19 protein-coding genes are annotated in these 20688 nt (G+C 44.5%); 9 read left to right on the plus strand and 10 right to left on the minus strand.

The window, feature by feature from the left end:
• Positions 1-63: 63 nt before the first annotated feature.
• Positions 64-2460, plus strand: a complete 2397-nt coding sequence (ppsA, locus tag NIAKO_RS09250) for a phosphoenolpyruvate synthase (protein WP_014218155.1) — start codon at positions 64-66, stop codon at positions 2458-2460.
• 135 nt (positions 2461-2595) lie between these two features.
• Here the strand turns inward: ppsA and NIAKO_RS09255 are convergent, their stop codons facing one another.
• Complete coding sequence (locus tag NIAKO_RS09255; RefSeq protein ID WP_014218156.1) at positions 2596-3030, minus strand: Hsp20/alpha crystallin family protein; 435 nt, start codon at positions 3028-3030, stop codon at positions 2596-2598.
• Between the two features lie 230 nt (positions 3031-3260).
• Here NIAKO_RS09255 and NIAKO_RS09260 point away from each other — a divergent pair, with 230 nt between their 5' ends.
• The 5 genes from NIAKO_RS09260 (at position 3261) to NIAKO_RS09280 (ending at position 8360) form a co-directional block, all read left to right on the plus strand.
• Complete coding sequence (locus NIAKO_RS09260; RefSeq protein WP_041348318.1) at positions 3261-4031, plus strand: MlaE family ABC transporter permease; 771 nt, start codon at positions 3261-3263, stop codon at positions 4029-4031.
• 4 nt (positions 4032-4035) lie between these two features.
• Complete coding sequence (locus NIAKO_RS09265; protein WP_014218158.1) at positions 4036-4812, plus strand: ABC transporter ATP-binding protein; 777 nt, start codon at positions 4036-4038, stop codon at positions 4810-4812.
• Positions 4813-4818: 6 nt separating this feature from the next.
• Entirely contained in the window at positions 4819-5823 is a 1005-nt protein-coding gene (locus NIAKO_RS09270) for an MlaD family protein (RefSeq protein ID WP_014218159.1), read from the plus strand.
• Between the two features lie 112 nt (positions 5824-5935).
• Positions 5936-6979, plus strand: a complete 1044-nt coding sequence (locus NIAKO_RS09275; RefSeq protein ID WP_014218160.1) for a zinc-dependent alcohol dehydrogenase family protein — start codon at positions 5936-5938, stop codon at positions 6977-6979.
• An 82-nt stretch (positions 6980-7061) separates the two neighbouring features.
• Complete coding sequence (locus NIAKO_RS09280) at positions 7062-8360, plus strand: hypothetical protein (protein ID WP_014218161.1); 1299 nt, start codon at positions 7062-7064, stop codon at positions 8358-8360.
• Positions 8361-8372: 12 nt separating this feature from the next.
• Here the strand turns inward: NIAKO_RS09280 and NIAKO_RS09285 are convergent, their stop codons facing one another.
• Positions 8373-10895 carry a cation-translocating P-type ATPase gene (locus NIAKO_RS09285; protein WP_014218162.1) on the minus strand — a complete coding sequence of 841 codons (2523 nt, stop codon included), beginning with the start codon at positions 10893-10895 and terminating at the stop codon, positions 8373-8375.
• 152 nt (positions 10896-11047) lie between these two features.
• Here NIAKO_RS09285 and NIAKO_RS09290 point away from each other — a divergent pair, with 152 nt between their 5' ends.
• Positions 11048-11869: a universal stress protein gene (locus tag NIAKO_RS09290; RefSeq protein ID WP_014218164.1), complete on the plus strand. Its 822-nt coding sequence runs from the start codon at positions 11048-11050 to the stop codon at positions 11867-11869.
• A 6-nt stretch (positions 11870-11875) separates the two neighbouring features.
• The gene (locus tag NIAKO_RS09295) at positions 11876-12718 is read left to right on the plus strand and encodes a universal stress protein (RefSeq protein WP_014218165.1); all 843 of its coding nucleotides are present in this window, start codon (positions 11876-11878) and stop codon (positions 12716-12718) included.
• Here NIAKO_RS09295 and glgP read toward each other — a convergent pair.
• Together glgP and NIAKO_RS09305 are read right to left on the minus strand one after the other, a co-directional pair.
• Positions 12709-14409, minus strand: a complete 1701-nt coding sequence (gene glgP, locus NIAKO_RS09300; RefSeq protein WP_014218166.1) for an alpha-glucan family phosphorylase — start codon at positions 14407-14409, stop codon at positions 12709-12711. The two genes, NIAKO_RS09295 and glgP, sit on opposite strands and share 10 nt — an antisense overlap.
• Before the next feature lie 10 nt (positions 14410-14419).
• Entirely contained in the window at positions 14420-14851 is a 432-nt protein-coding gene (locus tag NIAKO_RS09305; RefSeq protein WP_014218167.1) for an Hsp20/alpha crystallin family protein, read from the minus strand.
• A 150-nt stretch (positions 14852-15001) separates the two neighbouring features.
• On the opposite strand from NIAKO_RS09305, the gene NIAKO_RS09310 reads away from it, so the two are divergent.
• On the plus strand, positions 15002-15670 hold the full coding sequence (locus tag NIAKO_RS09310) for a BON domain-containing protein (RefSeq protein WP_014218168.1): 669 nt from the start codon (positions 15002-15004) through the stop codon (positions 15668-15670).
• 46 nt (positions 15671-15716) lie between these two features.
• Here the strand turns inward: NIAKO_RS09310 and NIAKO_RS09315 are convergent, their stop codons facing one another.
• The 6 genes from NIAKO_RS09315 to NIAKO_RS36580 all read right to left on the minus strand — a co-directional run bounded on the left by NIAKO_RS09315 (position 15717) and on the right by NIAKO_RS36580 (position 20675).
• Positions 15717-16907, minus strand: coding sequence for a DUF3570 domain-containing protein (locus tag NIAKO_RS09315; protein WP_014218169.1), 1191 nt, complete (start codon positions 16905-16907; stop codon positions 15717-15719).
• 22 nt (positions 16908-16929) lie between these two features.
• Positions 16930-17148: a DUF4266 domain-containing protein gene (locus tag NIAKO_RS09320; protein ID WP_014218170.1), complete on the minus strand. Its 219-nt coding sequence runs from the start codon at positions 17146-17148 to the stop codon at positions 16930-16932.
• Positions 17145-18089 (minus strand): FAD:protein FMN transferase, encoded by a 945-nt coding sequence (locus NIAKO_RS09325; RefSeq protein ID WP_014218171.1) that lies wholly within the window; start codon positions 18087-18089, stop codon positions 17145-17147. The genes NIAKO_RS09320 and NIAKO_RS09325 overlap by 4 nt, the downstream gene beginning before the upstream one ends.
• Positions 18073-18516 carry a thioredoxin family protein gene (locus tag NIAKO_RS09330; RefSeq protein ID WP_014218172.1) on the minus strand — a complete coding sequence of 148 codons (444 nt, stop codon included), beginning with the start codon at positions 18514-18516 and terminating at the stop codon, positions 18073-18075. The genes NIAKO_RS09325 and NIAKO_RS09330 overlap by 17 nt, the downstream gene beginning before the upstream one ends.
• A 118-nt stretch (positions 18517-18634) precedes the next feature.
• Positions 18635-19015 (minus strand): hypothetical protein, encoded by a 381-nt coding sequence (locus tag NIAKO_RS36575; RefSeq protein WP_049815491.1) that lies wholly within the window; start codon positions 19013-19015, stop codon positions 18635-18637.
• Between the two features lie 97 nt (positions 19016-19112).
• Positions 19113-20675 carry a L,D-transpeptidase family protein gene (locus NIAKO_RS36580; protein ID WP_014218174.1) on the minus strand — a complete coding sequence of 521 codons (1563 nt, stop codon included), beginning with the start codon at positions 20673-20675 and terminating at the stop codon, positions 19113-19115.
• Positions 20676-20688: the final 13 nt, after the last annotated feature.

Below are 20688 nucleotides of genomic sequence, written 5' to 3' on the forward strand. Positions count from 1 at the left end.
GTAAACGGGAAATGATATTGCTGTAAGTTCATAGTGCAAAATCTTCAGGTAAAAATATTTTTTATGGAACCGTTGATATTGAAGTATACAGACATCGGCATTAATGATGTGGCCAGGGTGGGGGGCAAGAATGCTTCCCTGGGTGAATTGGTTAATCAACTGGCTGAAAAAAAAATTGCCATACCGCCTGGCTTCGCTACCACAGCCGAAGCTTTCTGGCTTTTTATTGATGGCAACCAGCTTCGGGATAAACTGAATGAGTTATTAGGCTTTTTAGACCGGGAGGAATATTCAAATCTTGACTATATAGGAAAACAGGCCAGGTGCCTTATTTTAAATGCCTCCCTGCCCAATGAATTAGCTGCTGCCATAAAACAGGAGTATAAGAATTTATGTGGTAATACCAGCTTTGAAGTAGCTGTCAGGTCCAGCGCCACTGCAGAAGATCTGCCGGAAGCAAGTTTTGCGGGGCAGCATGAGTCGTACCTGAATATAAAAGGAGAGGAAGAATTGTTACTGGCCGTACAAAAATGTTTTGCTTCCCTGTATACCGACCGGGCTATAAAATACCGGGAGGATAATCATTTCCCGCACGATAAAGTGGCCTTGTCTGTGGGCGTGCAGAAAATGGTTAGGGCAGATAAAGCATGTGCCGGTGTTTGTTTTACCCTGGAGCCCGAATCGGGGTTCAGGGATATCATTCATGTAAGCGGGGTATGGGGCCTTGGTGAGAATATTGTGCAGGGCGCCGTTACACCCGACGAGTTCCTGGTATTTAAACCAATGCTGCAAAAGGGAAAGCGCGCCATCATTCAAAAAACGCTGGGTGAAAAAGCAAAGACCATGGTTTATGCCGGAAGCGAATATGCCAACTCATCCACAGTAAATATTGAAACCCCCGTTAATAAAAGAGAAACGTTTGTTTTAACAGATGAAGAGGTTATCCGCATTGCGCAATGGGCTCAACTGATTGAAGCGCATTACGGGCGGCCAATGGATATTGAATGGGCCAAAGATGGCATTACCAATGAACTGTTTATTGTTCAGGCGCGGCCCGAGACCATTCATGCACAGAAAAACCCGGCATTGGTAAAAGAATACCAGTTGGAACGCAAAGGCGTATTGCTGGCAGAAGGCGAAGCGGTTGGATCAAAAATAACTACCGGTATTGCCAGGATCTTACGCACGCCAACCGAAGCTGATAAATTAAAACATGGTGAAATTGTAGTAACGGAAATAACCAGTCCCGACTGGGACCCTATACTTAAAAAGGCTGCGGCCATTATTACCGATAAAGGCGGACGTACGAGCCATGCGTCCATTGTAGCCCGGGAGCTGGGCGTTCCGGCAATAGTTGGAACGGGCAATGCCACCCAAATGATCAGGGATGGTGAAACAATTACCGTCTCCTGCTGCGAAGGTAAAACCGGTTACATTTATAAAGGGGAATTGAAGTATAAAGAGATCACACATGATTTCAGTGAGCTGAAATTACCCGAAAAAACAAAACCCATGCTTATTGTCGGCGACCCGGAAAAGGCATTCTCCCTGTCGTTTTATCCCAACTGCGGCGTGGGACTGATGCGCATTGAATTTATTATTACGCATTTTGTGCAGGTGCATCCCATGGCGCTGATTAAATTTAATGAGTTACAGGACCAGGCCGCAAAGGACCGTATAGAGCAGCTTACCCATCATTATCCTGATAAGGAACAATATTTCGTTGATAAACTGGCACAGGGAATTGCCACCATTGCTGCTGCTTTTTACCCCAAAGATGTAATTGTGCGCATGAGTGATTTCAAGACCAATGAATATTCGAACCTGGTGGGCGGCGAACAATTTGAACCAAAGGAGGAAAATCCCATGCTGGGTTTCAGGGGCGCCTCCAGGTATTATAACGACCGCTACCGGGAAGGTTTCCGCCTGGAATGTGAGGCAATTAAAACCGTTCGCACTGTAATGGGATTAACCAATGTAAAAGTGATGATCCCGTTCTGCAGAACGGTAGCGGAAGGAAAAAAGGTGGTTGAAGTAATGAAGGCAAACGGGTTGAGCCGGGAAATGGACCCTTCGCTTGAAATTTATGTAATGGCCGAAATTCCCAGCAATGTGCTGCTGGCAGAACAATTTGCGGAGATCTTCGACGGGTTTTCCATTGGCTCTAACGACCTTACCCAGCTTACGCTGGGAATAGACCGTGACTCCGCCATTGTGAGTGATCTGTTCAGTGAACAAAATGAGGCTGCAAAACAAATGATGGCCATGGTGATCCAAAAGGCAAAAGCTGCCGGGAAGAAGATCGGTTTATGCGGCCAGGCGCCAAGTGACTTTCCTGAATTTGCCCAGTTCCTGGTACAACAGGGTATCGACAGCATTTCATTCAATGCCGATGCATTACTGAATGGCATTGAGAATATTAAAAAAGCAGAAGTAAAAGGAAAGATAATGGCATTATAAAATTTGTGTTTTGTTGAGTGTTATACCGCCGTCCCGATTCATCGGGACGGTTTTTTATGAATGTTACTGTGAGTAGCAATAAAAAAAGCCCCGCCAACCCAATAGCGGGACTTTTGGGAAACCAACGCTAACAGCCTATTTAACGGTAATGTGTTTTGATGATGTTGCCTTTTTAGCTTCTTCGGTTTTGGGAAGTTTGATGCGTAATACACCGTCTTCATACGCTGCTTCGATCTTGTCTTTAATAACTTCTTCAGGTAAAGTAAAACTGCGGCTGAACGAAGAATAATTGTATTCCTTGCGCGTATAGCGTTCGTCCTTTTCTTCCTTTTTTTCTTCCTTTTCGCAGCTAATTGTCAGCATATTACCTTCCACATCGATATTGAAATCATTTTTCTTCATGCCGGGCGCGCCAACAGATACTTCATAATGACTTTTGTTATCGATGATGTTAACGGCGGGGGTAGTGAGGCTTTTTCCCATTCCAAACCATTCGTTCCATGGCCTGAAAAAATCATCAAATAAGGCTGGGAATGATTGCCCTCTTCTGGTTAATTCTCTGGTAGACATACATCCTCCTTTATTTTAAGGTTATTAATAAATGATAAACTGAAGTTAAATGTAACAGGCGCCACGTACACAGACTATCATCATATGCAGCAGTGAGAATTATCACCCGTTCCTGTTATGGCTTGCTTTATATTATAGATCCTGTTCATTGATGATTATCAATGAAGCTAATGACCAGCTTCATGAACGGGAAACATAAAATTGGGCAGATTTGTATACAAGCTGGTTATATGGCTTTATCTGCAAATACAAATGAGTTTTTACGGGAAACTGGCGGCATTGCTGCTTTTTCCGGTCGTTTTTTTAAAGAGTTATTCAGGCCGCGTTATGAAGTGGCGGAGTTTGTGCGCCAATGTTTTGTAATTGGATATAAGTCCTTTCCATTAATAGGACTAACCGGTTTTATAATGGGGCTGGTATTAACCATGCAGTTACGGCCTTCGCTGATTGAATACGGGGTGGAGTCGCAATTGCCTGCGATGGTAGGTATTGCGATTGTGCGTGAAATTGGCCCGGTGATCACCGCCCTCATCTTTGCCGGCAAGATCGGCAGCAGCATTGGCGCCGAGCTGGGCTCCATGAAAGTGACCGAACAGATCGATGCCATGGAAGTATCGGGCACCAATCCTTTTAAATACCTGGTGGTAACCCGGGTGCTGGCGTCAACACTGATGCTGCCGGTGCTGGTACTGTTGAGTGACGCCATTTCATTATACGGCTCCTACCTGGGGGTTAACATTCGCGGGGTAACCAGTTTTCATTTGTTTTATACCCAGGTGTTCGACGTGCTGGCGTTCAGTGATGTATTGCCCGCTTTTATCAAATCATTTTTCTTTGGCTTTGCAGTAGCTATAATAGGTTGCTACAAAGGCTATTTTTCAAACAAGGGAACGGAAGGAGTAGGGCAGTCGGCCAATTCGGCTGTGGTAGTGGCGTCGATCGTGATCTTTATAATTGACCTGGTGGCGGTACAGATAACGGATGTATTTAACCTGAATTAATTGAATGACAGTGCAGGAACAATCGGAAATAGTAGTAGCAGAAGCACAACGCTTACCGGCTATTATGGCGGTCAAACACCTGTACAAATCGTTTGGCAAACAGGCTGTGCTTACCGACTTTAACCTGGTACTGGGTAACGGAGAGAATGTGGTGGTGTTGGGTAAATCCGGTTCGGGAAAATCTGTTTTAATAAAGTGCATCATCGGTCTGCTGGAACCCGATGAAGGAAGCATTGAAATGTTTGGAAAGAACATTCCCGACCTGGACAGGGATGAGCTGGATCAGATCAGGGCTAAAGTAGGGTTCCTGTTTCAGAGCAATGCCCTGTACGATTCCATGACGGTACGTCAGAACCTGGAGTTCCCGTTGCGCAGGCACTGGATAAAAATGGACCAACCCGAGGCAGATCAACTGGTGCTGGAGGCATTGACAGATGTTGGATTGGCACATACTATTGATAAGATGCCATCGGAATTGTCGGGTGGTATGCGGAAAAGAATAGCCCTGGCCCGCACACTTATTCTTAAACCGGAGATCATCTTATATGACGAACCCACAACCGGGCTTGATCCGGTTACCGGTAAGGAGATCATTCAATTGATCGTTGAAATACAAAAAAAGTACCGGGCCTCCTCGCTGATCATTTCGCACGATATGACCTGTGTGCGCATGGCTGCCGACCGGGTGGTGATTTTGGTTGACGGCCGTTGTTATGCGGAAGGAACATTCGATACCTTAAGACAATCCAATGATCCCAAAGTGAAACAATTTTTTGAATAACTGACTATGGCAAAGAAAACACTCAATACAATAAAGCTGGGCCTATTTGTAACAAGCGGTTTGTTATTCCTCATCTTATTGCTTTATATGATTGGAAAGAACCGGAACCTGTTTGGCCCCTCGTTTATCCTGAAAGCGCAATTTGATAATGTGCAGGGATTGGTGCCTGGCAACAACGTACGCTATTCAGGCATTGAAATAGGTACCGTAAAAAAAATAAATATTCTCAGTGATACGGTACTGGAAGTGGTATTGGTAGTGGATGACAACATGAAAAAGATCATCCGCAACAATGCCATTGTTTCCATTGGCTCCGATGGGTTGATGGGCAATAAAGTGATCAATATTGCCCCGGCCCGTACTCCGGCGCCACTGGTTGCCGAGAATGAAATTCTGGTTACCCGTAAGCCGGTTGGCACGGATGAAATGCTGCAAACACTATCAAAGACAAACCTGGATGTTGCCGTGATCGCCGCACAGTTGCGGTCAACGCTGCAGCGGATCAACAACAGTACGGCCTTATGGAAAATATTAAATGATGAAGCATTGCCGCAGCAGTTACATCAATCGGCAGCCAATGTGCAACTGGCTACGGCAAGGGCCGCTGCCATGGCCGGCGACCTGCAGGCTGTTGTAAACGGCATAAAAAATGGAAAGGGGTCGGTAGGCGCCGTACTTACCGATACGGCTTTTGCCAGTAATCTTAATGAAGCCATTATAAAAATAAAATCGGTGGGCGACAGGGCCGATGAACTGGCCGGCGCATTGAATGAAGTGGTGGCCGATGTTAAACAGGAAGTGCACCAGGGAAAGGGTACGGTAAATGCCCTGCTCAAAGATTCCGCTATGGTGGTAAAAATAAATGCCAGCCTGGATAATATTCAAAAAGGTACCGATGCATTCAATCAAAACATGGAAGCCATGAAACATAATTTCCTGTTTCGCGGGTATTTCAAAAAACAGGAAAAACAGCGGGCAAAAGCGAACAAACAAAATGTGGCGGTACAATGACCTGGCGCTGACAAGGATCATTGCTGTGAATGACCAACCTTACATTTATTCATCCACATTAACGGCACCTTTGTTTGGTAATCACTAATTAATCAAGATCAAACTGATAGTTATGAAAGCATTAGTTTATCATGGACCCGGCAAAAAAAGCTGGGATGAAATGCCAAAACCTACCTTAATTAAACCTACCGACGCAATAGTGAAGATCAATAAGACCACCATTTGCGGAACCGATCTGCATATACTCAAGGGCGATGTGCCTGAAGTAACAGATGGCAGGATCCTTGGGCACGAAGGGGTAGGCACCATCGAGGAGGTGGGGCCTGCAGTAACCGGTTTTAAAAAGGGCGACCGGGTGCTGATCTCCTGCATCACATCCTGCGGCCGGTGTGAATACTGCAAAAAGGGAATGTATTCTCATTGTGAAGACGGCGGCTGGATCCTGGGCCACCTCATAGATGGAACCCAGGCGGAATTTGTACGGATCCCTTATGCCGACAATAGTCTCTATCATATTCCTGCCAATGCCGGCGACGAAGAAGCATTGGTAATGTTAAGCGATATCCTGCCTACCGGGTTTGAATGTGGCGTGTTGAACGGACAGGTAAAACCAGGCGATACGGTGGCCATAGTAGGGTCGGGGCCTATCGGGTTGGCTGCATTACTTACTGCCCAATTTTATACACCTGCGGAAATGATTATGATTGACCAGGATGATAACCGGCTGGAAGTATCGAAAAAATTTGGGGCTACGAAAACAATCAATAACCGGAACGAAGATGCGGTAAAACGCGTATTTGAACTTACCGGTAACAAAGGGGCCGACGTTGTTATAGAAGCCGTGGGTGTACCTGCCACATTTGAGTTATGCGAATTGTTAGTGGCGCCGGGCGGCCATATTGCCAATATAGGCGTGCATGGTAAAAGCGCCAGCCTGCATCTGGAAAAGCTCTGGTCGCACAATGTGACCATTACCACCAGGCTGGTTGACACGGTAACTACACCTATGCTGCTGAAAACAGTATGCTCCCATAAACTGGAACCTGGCAAGCTGATAACGCACCGGTTCCCGATAGCCAAGGTGCTACAGGCTTACGATACATTTCAACATGCCGATGTTGAAAAGACGCTGAAAGTGATCCTTGTGAACGAGTAGGGTCACCTGGTGTTTGTGAGAGTATGTACAGGCTGGTGCATACTCTTTTTTATTTTAACGATAACTTTTAAAGCTGTGTTGTATGAGAAAGTTGTATGGATTAGCCATTTTATTATTACCACAGTTATTGCATGCCCAGTTCGACAGCCTGCCCAATTTCAGGTATAACGATAAACGGGGCATCAACGTATTTGAAACACCCAAACAATGGGTTGATACTGCTGACCCATTTAAGATCAGGCTGGGCGCAGGTTTTACCCAACAGTTCCAGGCGCTGTCACATTCCAATACTACAAATGACAATGACAAGGCTGAAAACAGTTTATATGCTATCAGTCCGGGCTTTACTACTGCCATGGCCAACCTCATCATCGATGCGCAACTTACGCCTGGCATCCGGTTCAACCTTACCACGTATTTAAGTACCCGTTATCACAATGAAGCCCGGCTGAAAGAAGGGTATCTACAAATAGATAAGTTACCATTTAAAGGAAACTGTTGGAACAAGCTGATGAAAGTGATGACCATCAAAGCCGGTTATATGGAGATCAATTATGGGGATGCGCATTTTCGCCGGTCCGATGGCGGGCAAACCATTTACAATGCATTTGCAGAGAATTATATTCTCGATGCCTTCACTACCGAGATCGCAACGGAAGTGTATGCCAGTAAGAACGGTTTTTTTGCTATGGGCGGCATTTCCAATGGCATGAATAAGGGAAATGTTGATTCGCTGGTGGCTACCCCGCAAGACGGGAATATTCACAAATCGCCGGCATTGTACGTTAAAGGCGGCATTGATAAAAGCGTTGAAGACCTGTTCAGGATGCGGGTATCGGGTTCGTTCTATCACAATGGCAGTTCAGGCGGTAACAGCTTATATAATGGCGACCGGGCTGGCTCCAACTATTATATGGTAATGGAAAAGGCCGGCCCCGGCGTTACCTATGCCACCAATGCCTTCTCGGGCAGGTTGGATCCCGGCTTCACTAAAAAAGTAGATGCCTTGCAATTGAATGCGTTGGTTAAGGTAATTGGTTTTGAAATTTTTGCTACCTATGAAATTGCCAGGGGGCGTACTGCTACCGAAGAAAACACCCGCGAGGCAAAACAACTGGCGGTTGATTGGATCTACAGGTTCGGTACTAATGGCGAATTCTTTATTGGATCGCGCTATAATTCCGTTAAGGCGCAACTGGCAGGCTTTCCAGAGGAAGTAGAGATCAACCGGGCTGTTATGTCTGCCGGTTATTTTTTCACAAAGAACATCCTGTTAAAAGCAGAGTATGTAGATCAGCGGTACCTTCATTTTCCTGAGCACGATTACCGGTACGAGGGACAATTTCATGGATGCATGATCCAGGCCGTGGTTGGCTTCTGATGTGAGAACCGGTTATCTTCTTTTTCTTAAAATAGGTTGCTCAGGTTTGTACAGGTTTGTTTTATAAACTTCAAACCAGATAACCGCTACAAAAGCAATACCTGTACATAATAAAAGATTGGTGAAGGTTATGGCAGACAATCCGAAAATTGATTGTATGGCTGGCACGAAGTTGATAACGACGAGAAATAATACCGAGATCAATACAATCCAGGGCGCCAGCCTGTTTTTATAACGAATTGTTTTGGTGAGGTTTTGGGTAAATGACCGGTTGGTAAACGTTAGGAAAATATTGCTGATGACCAACGTGGTAAAAACCAGGGTCCTGGTGTGGTAGAAGGAGGCGCCGTTGGTCATTGAAAAGTGGTACAGCCACAATACCCCAATAGTTATCATAAGCCCCTGTACAATGCTAATAAGCAGCTCATCCTGTTCAAACAGGCTGAAGCTTCGTTCACGGGGTGGCAGTATCATGATATTTTCTTCCACCGGTTCCCGCTCAAAGAATATGCTGCAGGTAGGGCCCATGATCAATTCAAGAAAGATAATGTGGATAGGCGTGAAAATGTTTGGGTACTTCCAGCCAAGTAACAGGGGTACCGAAGCGGTAAGAATGATGGGTATGTGAATGGAGATGATATACCGGATGGCTTTTTTCAGGTTACTGAAAATTTTTCTTCCCTGTCTGATGGCTTCCACCACCTTCCCCAGGTCATCGTCTGTTATTATCAGATCGGCCGCCTGTTTGGCCATTTCGGTTCCTTTTTTACCCAATGCAATGCCGATATCAGAAGATTTTAACGCAGGCGCGTCGTTTACCCCATCGCCTGTCATGGCAACAATATGACCGTTGCTTTTCAGGGCATTTATAACCTGTAATTTTGCTTCGGGGAACATTCTTACAAACAGGCTTACTTCTTCCACTGCTTTTTTTAATTCCTCTTCTTTCATTAACAATACCTGATCGCCGGTTACATATTTTATATAACCCTTTATGCCTGTTTGCCGGCAAATATTTGCGGCTGTTCCGGCATAGTCGCCGGTTAACAGTTTTACATCGATGTGCGCATCATAAAATTGCCGGATCACCTGGTCAATGTTATGCCTGGGTGGATCATATAAACACAACAACCCTTCAAACTGCCAGTTGAATTCGTCCTGGGTGGCCGGAAAAGTTTTTTCTTTATGAATGGCGCCTGCCACCCCAATCACCCGGTATCCTTTTGCAGCCTCTCCGGTTGCGAGCTGCATGATCTTCTCTCTTTGTTGATCTGTAAGATCACAGACCCCTACGATTCTTTCCGGGGCGCCTTTGGCGGCAGCCAGGTAATAGCCGCTCTTGCTGTAAATATGGGTCATCATGGGCGGCCGGCCCTGCAGCGGGTATTCATATACCTGGGTTAACTGATCCCAATGGGCGTGTTGGATGAATTGCTCATGTACTTCCTTAATGGCCTTTTCCATAGCGTCGAAAGGATTTTGCTCACTGGCCAGCAGGGCGTATTGCAGCACCTGGGAGTTTGTCCATTGTGAGCCCGCTTCCGTCAATATATCTTTTTCAAAATCGTATATAGCCTTTACGGTCATTTGGTTTTCGGTAATGGTACCGGTTTTATCAAGACATATAACGTTTACCGAACCCAGGTTTTCAATAATCTGCGGCTGCCGGGATATAATGCCCAGTTTACTCATTTGCCACGCGCCCAGGGCCATAAATGAGCTTAATGCTACCGGTATTTCTTCGGGTACCGCAGCCATTGCCAGGGTGAGTGCAAACAAAAGACTTTCCACCCATAGCCCGGTCTTGATAAAATTGATGGCCCAGATCACCAGGAAGGCGCTGATCCCAAATATGGCCAGTTGCCTTACAAATTTATTTACCTGCTGTTGTAACAGGGTTTTAGGAACTGTAATGGCAGTTACAGTCTTTCCTAATTTTCCCAGTGCGGTGTTATTACCGGTTGCTGTAACCCGGGCATAACATTGGCCTGAGTTAATGGTGGTTCCCTGGTATACAACAGGGTTTTCTGTTTTTTCATTCTTATCTACAGGAAGAGATTCCCCGGTGATAATGGATTCATTCACCGTTAGATCGTTCGCCTGCACAATGGTTGCATCTGCAGGCACTTTGTTGCCTTCTTCGATCTTTATGATGTCGCCTGGCACCAGGTCCTGGCTCTGGATGTATTTTTCAATCCCGTCCCTGATCACCGTTACCATGGGTTGGGTAAATTGTTTCAGTGCTTCCAGGGCTTTGGTACTTCTGATCTCCTGGTAAAGCGAAATGGTTGCCACCATGCAGATAGCTACCAACATCATAAAACCTTCGGCCAGCTGCCCCAGCATAAAATAAATAACACAGGCCAGCAGCAGCAACAGGAACATGGGTTCTCGTACAACATCAACAAAAGCCTGGTACAGGTGCCGGGGCTTTTCATAATAAAAAACGTTTTTTCCGTATTGCTGCTGCAGCGCAGGAATATCCTTTTCGGCGAACCCCCGAAGGTCTTTTAGTGGTGATACTTTCCCTGGCATAATTGAATGTTTGCTTACAAAAGGTATTTATAATGTTGGTTGTGCAGCATGACAGACATCATTCTGCCTGTTGATGTAAATCAGCGGGTAACGCGCATGAATGGCAATAACTTTAAAAGAATAAATACAACAGTTATATTAAAACAAAGAATATGAAAAAAGTGCTTATTGCCATAGATGCCAAAAAGGTAAACATGAAAGTGCTGGATTTTGCCTGTTATCTTGCCAGGCTAACGCAATCAACCCTTACCGGGGTGTTTCTTGATAAGGCGCAATTGATGGAAACGATCATAAAGGAACCCATTCAACGGGAAGCAAAATATTCAACCGCAGTGAAGGAGATGGCGAAGGTAATTGATGAGAATATGCATCAGTTCAGGGAAGCCTGTTCAGGCAGGGGAACAAACTGCTCCCTGTATGTTGAAAGCAACATGGAGGGCAGTGATATCGTAAAGGCAACCCGGTTTGCTGAATTGTTGATAGTTGATCCGGAGATGTCGTTTAAAAAGAAGAGTGATGAAATTCCTTCCGCTTATATCAAAGATCTGCTGGCCAGGAGCGAATGTCCGGTGGTGCTGGCACCATTTGAATTTCATGCCATCGATGAGGTGTTGTTTGCTTATGATGGCGGTGAGGCTTCGGTGTACGCCATAAAACAATTTACCTACCTGTTTCCCGAATTAACAGGGAAAAAGCTCACTGTTCTGGAGGTAAACAAAGCTGGTGATGATTTGATCAGGGATAAAGGTAAAATCGAAGAGTTGCTGAGATTGCATTACCCGAACATTGAATTTCAATTGTTGAAGGGCAAGGCAGCCGATGAATTGTTTGGCTACCTGCTGGGAAAGAATAATGTTTTTGTTGTAATGGGCGCATTTGAGCGAAATGTATTTTCCGGATTATTCAGTCACAGTACGGCCGAGTTAATTATTAAAGCTATTAACGTTCCGGTATTCATTGCTCATCATAAATGATTTCATATGAAGAAGATAATTGCCGTAATTGACGGGTTAAAATATTCTGAAAGTACTACCGACTATGCAGTTCAGGTAGCAAAACAAACCGGGTCACATTTGGTAGGCGTTTTTTTGGACGATGTTACTTATCATAGTTATAAGATATATGAACTGGTTGACAGAGGCGGCTATGTAAATGAAGAAAAAATGGCCGGGCTGCAAAATAGGGACGACAAATCACGTGAAGAAGCTACCCAAAAATTCAGTATTGCCTGCCAGGCAGCCGGGATAAATTTCAACGTGCATCACGACCGGAATATTGCCATTCATGAATTATTACATGAAAGCGTTTTTGCCGATCTGCTGGTAATTGAAAGCAGGGAAACCTTTACCCATTATGAAGAAAAACTGCCAACCCGCTTTGTTCGTGACCTGTTGAGCGAAGTACAATGCCCCGTAATGGTGGTTCCAAAAAATTTTACGCCTTTTGAGAAGGCCATTCTATTGTATGATGGAGAACCGGCATCGGTTTATGCTATCAAAATGTTCAGTTACCTGTTTACGGGCTTGCCCGAGCTGAAGGTAGAGGTGATCTCAGTTAAAAGCATAAAGAATACATTGCATGTGCCCGATAACCAGTTGATGAAAGAGTTTATGAAACGTCATTTCCCAAACGCCGTGTTCACTGTTTTTAAGGGCGATGCGGTTACTGAAATTGTAAATAAACTGAAAGACAACAGCGAGCATTTACTGATTGTTCTGGGCGCCTATAACCGGGGCATGGTTTCCCGTTGGTTCAGGACCAGTATGGCCGACATCCTGATGGAAGAATTAAACAAGCCCTTGTTTATAGCCCATCATTCGTGAATAATGCCGGCAGGCTGCATCGCCTTAACAGTCTGCTTCGTAAAACAGGCATACATCTTTTCATAATATGCTGCCGCCAGTCTGTTGCTGTCGAATAAAGGTATAATATTTTGCATGCTTTCCTTCATCATAGATAACCACCTGGCCGGGTAATCATAATACATGGGAATGATCTCTTTCTCCAGCAGATCGTACAGGTTATTGGCTTCAATGGCGTCCTGTTCATGATCGGTTAAACCCGGCTGGGCCGGAGGAATAATGAAACTGTTTACTTTGTCTTTTGCAAATTCCGGAAACCACCCATCGGGCGTACTTACGTTTATGGCGCCATTCATTGCCGCTGCCATGCCGCTGGTGCCGGATGCTTCATGGGTAAGGCGGGGGAAATTCAACCAAACATCTGCGCCGTTTTTTAAAAGCCTGGATAGTTTTAATTCATACCCAACCAATGCCGAACAATTTTTATACAGTTTGGTAACATGTACTATTTTGTCAAAAATGCCAATCGCTGTATAGTCCATTGGATAAGGTTTGCCGGCCCAGATGATCTGAACAGGTTTTTCCGTATTGTTTACGATCCTGTTGAATCTCTCCATGTCGTACAACAACAGGTCGGGGCGTTTATAACCGGTAAACCGTTTGGCAAAAACAAGGGTTAATACTTTCTCGTCATAGATCTCCCCGGTTTGATCGGCAACTACCTCGAACAGGTTGGTTTTGCCGGCCATTTTCCTTTTTTGCAAACCTTCCATATTGTTGTCCGAAATAGCTTTATACAATTCTTTGTCGGCCCAATAGGTGAAGTTCTGCGCATTGGTGATTGAAATAATGGGGCATATATCTTTATATCGCAGCCAAAGTTCCTTTAAAGTTTGAATATGCATTGCGGAAACACCATTGGCAATACCCGATAACCTGAGTGCACTTAGTGTATGGTTCAATAAATGGTCTTCCAATTTTGTGATCATTCTTACTTCGGTGGCCGGAATATTGCAAAAGAAGCCCATTTTTTCCAGCAACAGGAAATCCGTTTCGCGGTTCCCGGCCTGTTCAGCAGTATGGTTGGTAAATACCACGCTGCTTCGAACCTGCTGAAGATCCTTATATTTATTATACAGGTAAAATAACAGTGGCAGCCCATGTGACTCATTCAAATGATAGATCTCAGGTTTCCAGTTCAGATGTTCAAATAGTTTGGCGCCACCAACTCCCAGCAATATAGCCGCTGCAATACTTGTCTCCGGGTTGGCGTCGTACAGCTTATGAGAGATGGTTTTTGCCAGGTAATCGTTTTCGGGAAGGTCTGTGCTCAATAAAAAAATGGGCGCGGTATTAAACACTTCAGGCGGCAGGTAAAAAGCGGTTACCCAAACATCGTGACCTGAAACCTGGATGGTGAACCTGATATCTGTTTTAACTAAAAAGCCATATAATTTTTCTTCAAACAGCACGTCCATGGTCTGGTCGCTTTTTCGTATCTGGTCATAATACCCGTACTTCCATAAAATGCCAATCCCCACCATATTTTGTTTCAATTCAAAAGCGCTCCGCATGTGCGACCCTGCCAGGAATCCCAGTCCGCCGGCGTATAATTTTAAAGGCTGTTGAATAGCGTATTCCATACAAAAATATGCAACCGGTCTTGAGTATCCGGTTGCATATTGATAAGGATGAGAAAAGGTAAAATTCATGGTTATTTGTTTAGTAAACGATGATAATATTTTGATGATTTTGTACCGGGCATCTTGTTCTGTAGAGATAAATATATAATACGCCATTTCTGTATTCGGCCGTACCAAATTCCGTATCGGCATCGTTGGGCAGATCGACAGAGCGGGTAACATATTTACATTGAAAACCATGTTGGTGATAGGTTGCTTCACCGGTATTATCAATACATTTTTTATAGCCGATAATTAACAGGGAGCAGCCGTTGGACTTTATAAAAAAATCACCCTTTTGAAAACCCGGAGCCGGCATTTCAATCTCATAATAGTCCGGGAACTCCAGAATATTTACTGGCGGGTTACTGCTTTTTATTTTTACCACTTCCTGTTCTTTGGTAAAAACCGGCTGGTATATACCTGGGTATATCGACGCCGTTCTTGAATAAGATGATGGATTTTTCAGCATGGCAAAAGCTTATGACTGTAATTTAATTTACAAACAGGCGCCGTTCCGCTGACAAGGATCAAACCGGTGCACGATTGATATCATAGTTAACCTGTAAAGCAGCCGTTACATTTGGACAGCCTTTCATTTAATAAATTTAAACTTGCTTGTATGAAAAGTGATATAGAGATCCAAAAAGACGTAATGGACCAACTGATGTGGGAACCCATCCTGAATGCCGCTGAAATAGGGGTGGCCGTAAAACATGGAATTGTGACCTTAACAGGCACGGTAGATAATTTTGCAAAAAAGATTGCGGCGGAGATGGCGGTGCGCAAAGTGGCGGGCGTAAAAGCAGTGGCCGAAGAAATACTGGTAGGCATTTCGCCCGAATTTAAAAAAACTGATACTGAAATAGCGGAGGCTGTTTTACATGCATTGAAATGGAATATCTCCGTACCCGACGGAACTGTAAGGGTTAAGGTGGAAGACGGATATGTTTCGCTGGAGGGTGAAGTGGTATGGGATTTCCAACGTATTGCTGCCAAAAAAGCTGTTGAGCAGCTGATAGGCGTGAAGGCCGTTTATAACTTCATAACCCTGAAACCTGTAGTAACCCCTTCTAACATCAAACATAAAATTGCGGCTGCACTGGAACGAAGCGCTACCATAGATGCGGGAAAAATTATTGTGGAGGTGAGCGGTGATAAGGTAACCCTTTCCGGAAAGGTACGTTCGTTTGCCGCACAGGAAGATGCTATTGCGGCTGCCTGGTCGGCGCCCGGGGTAAACCAGGTTGATAACAAACTGGAGCTGGAAGAAGTTGTATTTGCCTGGTAAGAAAAAGCCTCCCGATGTACCGGGAGACTTTTATTCAACAAATCTTTTACTTGTATTTTATATTCAGCGAAATGATATTGGCGTTCATGTTTATATTCTTGGTATAATGCCCATACCGGATCTCCAGCATATTCCAGTGTTTAACGCCAAATACGCCATTGGGCGGCGCCAGCCTGATACCCGCACCCAGGAAATTACTGTTGAATTTTGACAGGTCGTAGTTACTGGTGTAAAATTCATTTTGTGCCGTATGCTGTTCATAGGGCGCAAAATATTTTACAGCCGTTTGGTTATAGAACCGGTAAAAAGGACTCACAGAAAAGAACGAAGTGATCTTTACCGGCACTTCAATATTTACCGTGTGCGAGCTGATGCCCCAGTCGTCTTTATAATACCGGTACCAGGTCCTGATGATGATCCTGTCGCCCAGGAAATAATTAGCCCTGAAGCCTAAAGGTATCTTCAGGCGGTTATCGGGCAGTTTTTCCTGGTGAACGCTGCCATCGGTAAAGTACACGCGGTAAAAAGGAAGACTCAGGAAACCCTGCTGGTGTACAATGTCGGCCAGGAAGGCCACCTGCAGGTTCTTATTAATTACCTGTGACCAGGATAATGAACCGGCAAGGGTAGTTCTGTTGGCCGAGCCATATTCGTTTTCACCTCTTGGATTGGTGTTTGTTCTTAATTCAATAGGGGTAACCAGTTTAACCTGGTCGAAGTATGCCTGTACTTTTGCCGAAAATTCACCATTCCGGTCTTTTGTTTTTTTAGAGAACCCGACATTAACGCCCCGGGAAACATAATCGAATTCGTTGGAGAAGGAGGCGCCTGCTGTTAACGTATTGCCTTTTTGTTCATTCTCCATGGTCCAGGTAAACGATGGGTAGATCCGCGTATCTGCATGTGAGGCCGAAGAATTGGCTTTCAGATCAATTTTATCGGAAGAAGCCGAGGTATAATGATCGATCCCCAGTTCCAGGTCAAAGGAATGTTTCCTTAGTTTGCGGTCATATTTGGTAAGCTTAACATCAATTACATTGGCGATATCCGTTAGTTGCTGGGTGCCAATGCCGCCCGTTACTGCCGCATGATCGCCATTTTGATTATAGTAACTCGATACCAGGTTTATTTCATCTATTTTCAGTTTCCTGCTTTGAAAACTGGAATCGGGGAGCTGCTGTGAAAACGTTTTAAGCAACGCCGCAATACCTAAAGCAGTTAAGAATAGTTTCTTCATTCCTATTGGTTAAAACAGTTAATTAATTACAACCACAGCCGCCGCCGCTTTTACCCGCATTGGCGCCGGAGGCCCCTTCGCGGTACGATTGAAAACTCATTTCAGTTTTCTCCACTTTGCGGTTCGACAGGCTCATTTCTGAATCGTTGATCTTGTTCTTCTGGTATTCCTTAACTGATTTACATGAAGTAGTCAGCCCCATAATTATGGCCAGTGCTGCTATATAATTTTTGATGCTCATGTTAATTGGATGTTTTTTGTGGTGTAGATTTTATTGTTGTCGTCTACAATTATGCAACCAAGGTGTTCTATCTGGTTAATAAGACCAATGCCTGCTTTTACGCCCATTACCATAACAGGGGTGGCCATGGCATCAGCGATTTCAGCATATGGGCTGATGATGGTTACGCTCTTAATGCCGGTCACCGGCAACCCTGTTTTGGGGTTGATGGTATGGGAATATTTCTTCCCGTCGATCAACACATATTTTTCATAGTTTCCTGAAGTGGCTATAGCCAGGTCGGAAATGTTGAGCGTGGAAAAGGCGGACCGGGCGTTGTCTGGATGTGCAATGCCGATAGTCCAGGGTTTGCCATTGGCCTGTTTGCCCCAGGCAACCAGGTCGCCCGATGCATTTACAATACCACTGTGTACGCCTTCTTTTACCAGCAGGTTTTTGGCCATATCGGCTGCATACCCTTTCCCAATGCCGCCAAAACCAATGCGCATCCCTTTCTCTTTCAGCATAACGGTACCTGCCTGTTCATCGAGGAGTACATTACGATAATTGATCAGCCGGACGGTTTGCCTGGCGGTTTCGGCATCAGGTAAACTGGTCATGTTGCGATCGAAATTCCACAATCGTTTATCTATTGATCCATAAGTAATATCAAATGCCCCATCGGTAACGCCCGAGATCTTTAAAGAACGTTTAATGAGTTCAAAAACCTCCCGGTCAACGGGCACGGGCGCAATCCCGGCCATCCTGTTTACCTGGTTTGTCTGGCTGTTGTCATCAAACGTGGTGAGCAGTTGCTCAATTCTTTTGATCTCGTCAACGGCATTCCTGATTTTTTCATTTGCCCATTTTTCGTCATTGGCCACAACCGTAAACTCAAAGGTGTTACCCATGAGTTTACATATGTGTTTGTATTCAACCAATGGCTCAGGGACGTTTGGCATCGATAACTGATTTTAATTGTTCCAGGAACAACGTGCTGTTGTTATCCGGGTATCCTTCCCATGCTTTTACCACCTTGCCATCGGGAGTAAGTATTACTGTATATGGAAACTTACCCAATGGATTATATTTTTCCGCCAGGGCATCGTTGCTTTGCTGCAGTTCTTTCGACAGCTGGTTCTTTTTCTTCCGGGGAAAATCTGCATCGTACATTTCCAGGGAGTTGCTGGCTATTTGTTCAAATTCCTTACTGCCAAATACTTCCTGACGCAGTTTGATACAGGGACCGCACCAGTCGGAACCGGAGAAATTCAGCAGAATGTATTTGCCATTCGCTTTTGCCACCTTTTTGGCGCTGTCAAAATCGGGGTGCCAATCAGAAAATAGCAGGTTGCTGCCTGCCAGTAAAAACAGGAATAAAAACTTCATTGGATATTTTTTTACAATACTTTATTAACTGTATACGAAAGCCTGTTTTAAAAGGCTTCCTTACAGCATTACAATAACAGCAGGTGTGGTTTGCTGAGTCTGATCTCAATATATACAGTTATGCCCTGGGAGGTTGAAAGATGCCATAGGTAAGTAAAGAGGGCGGAAGATTATCATTCAAAACAGGTTGTAAGCCCTGGTTTTCAGCCGGGGCCCTGAAAATTATCTTTGGCAAAATCGTTATGTCGGTAGGTAAATTCCTGCCATAAACATTCAATACGGTTTTGAAGGGCAACCGCATATCCTGTTTGTAGTCGCTATCGAAAGGCTGAGGATCAATGTAATGCATTTTAAAAAAGGAGCCCAGGGTCATATAGGGGCTTTCTCTTTTATGCTTCACATAATGGCCCACCAGCAGCGGTAATTTTAACAGCTGGTATGCATCCGTTGAACCGAACAGGTACACCACTAAAAGAAATATAGCCACTTTCTCTTTCACGCGTTGAAGATATCTAAAATAACAATTCAACAAAAAGACACTAGAAAAGTTTAACAACCTGGTAAACAACCGGTATTTAACGTTTTACTAGTAAAATTCATTCCAGGCCGGCGGGTTTCGTTAATGCATTTTTTCTATATACATCTTCATTGAATTGAACAGTTCCGGTCGAATCGGTCCAGGCGGTATTGTAGAGCACAAATACGGGAGTACGACCGGTTATAGTTATGGGAATGGGCGCCTGTTGATGTAAACAACCCTTTTCAATAAGGGTATCAAGCGCAATGGAATTTTCTTTTAACAGAAAATGGGCCAGGTCTACAGCCTTCTCAACCCGCATGCAGCCATGGCTGAAATAACGTTTGTTAAAATTGAATAACACTTTCCAGGGCGTATCATGTAAATAAACATCATACGGGCTGTAGAAATTGAGTTTGATAATGCCAAGCGAGTTATCGCACCCGGTCGACTGCCGGATCACATACGGGAACCAGGAAGGGGATAATGCGGCCCAGTTTACAGAGCCGGACGAAACCACTTTGCCTGCCTTGTTTAACACCTGCATATTATTAGCCTCCAGGTAGCCGGGGTTGCGTTTTATTAAAGGTAACAGTTCCCGGGTGGCTATTTTATTGGGCACCATCCAATACGGATATAAGATCACTTCGGTAATAACACTGGCCAGTGTGGGGGTAGGGGTAGCCGGTTTGCCCACAATTACTTTTGATTGTAACAATACAGTGCCGTTATGCAGCACCAGCAAACTGGCCGAAGGGATATTTACTACAAAAACCGGTGATTGCATGCTGGCACAACGAAGCCAGCGTAATGTATTCATGGCTGCCTTTACTTCTTCTATACGTACGGTCAAAGGCATGTTCAATGCTTCCAACGCAGTTTTGCGTAAAATGCCATCACTCATTAAATTAAAAAGGCTTTGGGCCGATCTTATTTTAGCCTTCAAATCGGCATTTGAAAACGAGCCATTCAAAGAATCTGTAATGCCAAGGAAGTACAGTTTATTCATCAGCGGCCTGTTGGAACTGCTGATGCTGGTGGAGGTGATCGTCGTTTCTTTAAACAAACTGTCATTGATACTTTGGTTGAACAGGGTAAGCCAGTCTTTTAATGTTTCAAACCCCGGTATACCTGGTTCCAGGTCTTTTACGAGGTTTGATAAGCGGTTGGCTGCAATGGCAGCAGCCAGTAAAGAAGGTATATTAAAACAACCGGGAGAATAATCAATTCCATTAAAGCCAACAGCCGTTTTCCGGTTGCCATAAGCTATGTCCCTGAAAAAATGAAGGGCTGCATCCGTAAGGCGCACTTCTGTCAACAGCGAATCACGATGTGCAGGCTGGATATAATAGTTATTGCGAAGTGATTGTATAAGCTCAGGCTGATAGTCTTCTTCCTGCAAACCTTCCTGCTGTGCAGATCGTAAGAGCTGTAAAAGGCTACTGGTGTTGGCCTGGTTGTTTAACCAAACATAATTATATCCGGTTAACCGGTAAAATTCTTTAATATATTCCGGGTATTGCAAAAGTGCCTCCATGCGGTTTGTCTTTACAATCAGTTGTATTTCCTCAGTATTTACCTGGGCATTTACAACTATTGAAATGAATGCATTTATTAGCACCAACAGGATCTTTATACGCATGGAAGGATGGTTT

Origin of the sequence: Niastella koreensis GR20-10, from assembly GCF_000246855.1 — a bacterium.
Taxonomy (GTDB): Bacteria; Bacteroidota; Bacteroidia; order Chitinophagales; family Chitinophagaceae; genus Niastella; species Niastella koreensis.

What these genes read in the sequence shown, in the direction of transcription:
- NIAKO_RS09275 (WP_014218160.1), top strand. Translation starts at nt 5,936, where the DNA reads ATGAAAGCATTAGTTTATCATGGACCCGGCAAAAAAAGCTGGGATGAA.
- glgP (WP_014218166.1), bottom strand. Translation starts at nt 14,409, where the DNA reads ATGAATTTTACCTTTTCTCATCCTTATCAATATGCAACCGGATACTCA.
- ppsA (WP_014218155.1), top strand. Translation starts at nt 64, where the DNA reads ATGGAACCGTTGATATTGAAGTATACAGACATCGGCATTAATGATGTG.
- NIAKO_RS09295 (WP_014218165.1), top strand. Translation starts at nt 11,876, where the DNA reads ATGAAGAAGATAATTGCCGTAATTGACGGGTTAAAATATTCTGAAAGT.
- NIAKO_RS09270 (WP_014218159.1), top strand. Translation starts at nt 4,819, where the DNA reads ATGGCAAAGAAAACACTCAATACAATAAAGCTGGGCCTATTTGTAACA.
- NIAKO_RS09325 (WP_014218171.1), bottom strand. Translation starts at nt 18,089, where the DNA reads ATGCCAAACGTCCCTGAGCCATTGGTTGAATACAAACACATATGTAAA.
- NIAKO_RS09255 (WP_014218156.1), bottom strand. Translation starts at nt 3,030, where the DNA reads ATGTCTACCAGAGAATTAACCAGAAGAGGGCAATCATTCCCAGCCTTA.
- NIAKO_RS09320 (WP_014218170.1), bottom strand. Translation starts at nt 17,148, where the DNA reads ATGAGCATCAAAAATTATATAGCAGCACTGGCCATAATTATGGGGCTG.
- NIAKO_RS09330 (WP_014218172.1), bottom strand. Translation starts at nt 18,516, where the DNA reads ATGAAGTTTTTATTCCTGTTTTTACTGGCAGGCAGCAACCTGCTATTT.
- NIAKO_RS09290 (WP_014218164.1), top strand. Translation starts at nt 11,048, where the DNA reads ATGAAAAAAGTGCTTATTGCCATAGATGCCAAAAAGGTAAACATGAAA.
- NIAKO_RS09305 (WP_014218167.1), bottom strand. Translation starts at nt 14,851, where the DNA reads ATGCTGAAAAATCCATCATCTTATTCAAGAACGGCGTCGATATACCCA.
- NIAKO_RS36580 (WP_014218174.1), bottom strand. Translation starts at nt 20,675, where the DNA reads ATGCGTATAAAGATCCTGTTGGTGCTAATAAATGCATTCATTTCAATA.
- NIAKO_RS09285 (WP_014218162.1), bottom strand. Translation starts at nt 10,895, where the DNA reads ATGCCAGGGAAAGTATCACCACTAAAAGACCTTCGGGGGTTCGCCGAA.
- NIAKO_RS09315 (WP_014218169.1), bottom strand. Translation starts at nt 16,907, where the DNA reads ATGAAGAAACTATTCTTAACTGCTTTAGGTATTGCGGCGTTGCTTAAA.
- NIAKO_RS09265 (WP_014218158.1), top strand. Translation starts at nt 4,036, where the DNA reads ATGACAGTGCAGGAACAATCGGAAATAGTAGTAGCAGAAGCACAACGC.
- NIAKO_RS09280 (WP_014218161.1), top strand. Translation starts at nt 7,062, where the DNA reads ATGAGAAAGTTGTATGGATTAGCCATTTTATTATTACCACAGTTATTG.
- NIAKO_RS09310 (WP_014218168.1), top strand. Translation starts at nt 15,002, where the DNA reads ATGAAAAGTGATATAGAGATCCAAAAAGACGTAATGGACCAACTGATG.
- NIAKO_RS09260 (WP_041348318.1), top strand. Translation starts at nt 3,261, where the DNA reads ATGGCTTTATCTGCAAATACAAATGAGTTTTTACGGGAAACTGGCGGC.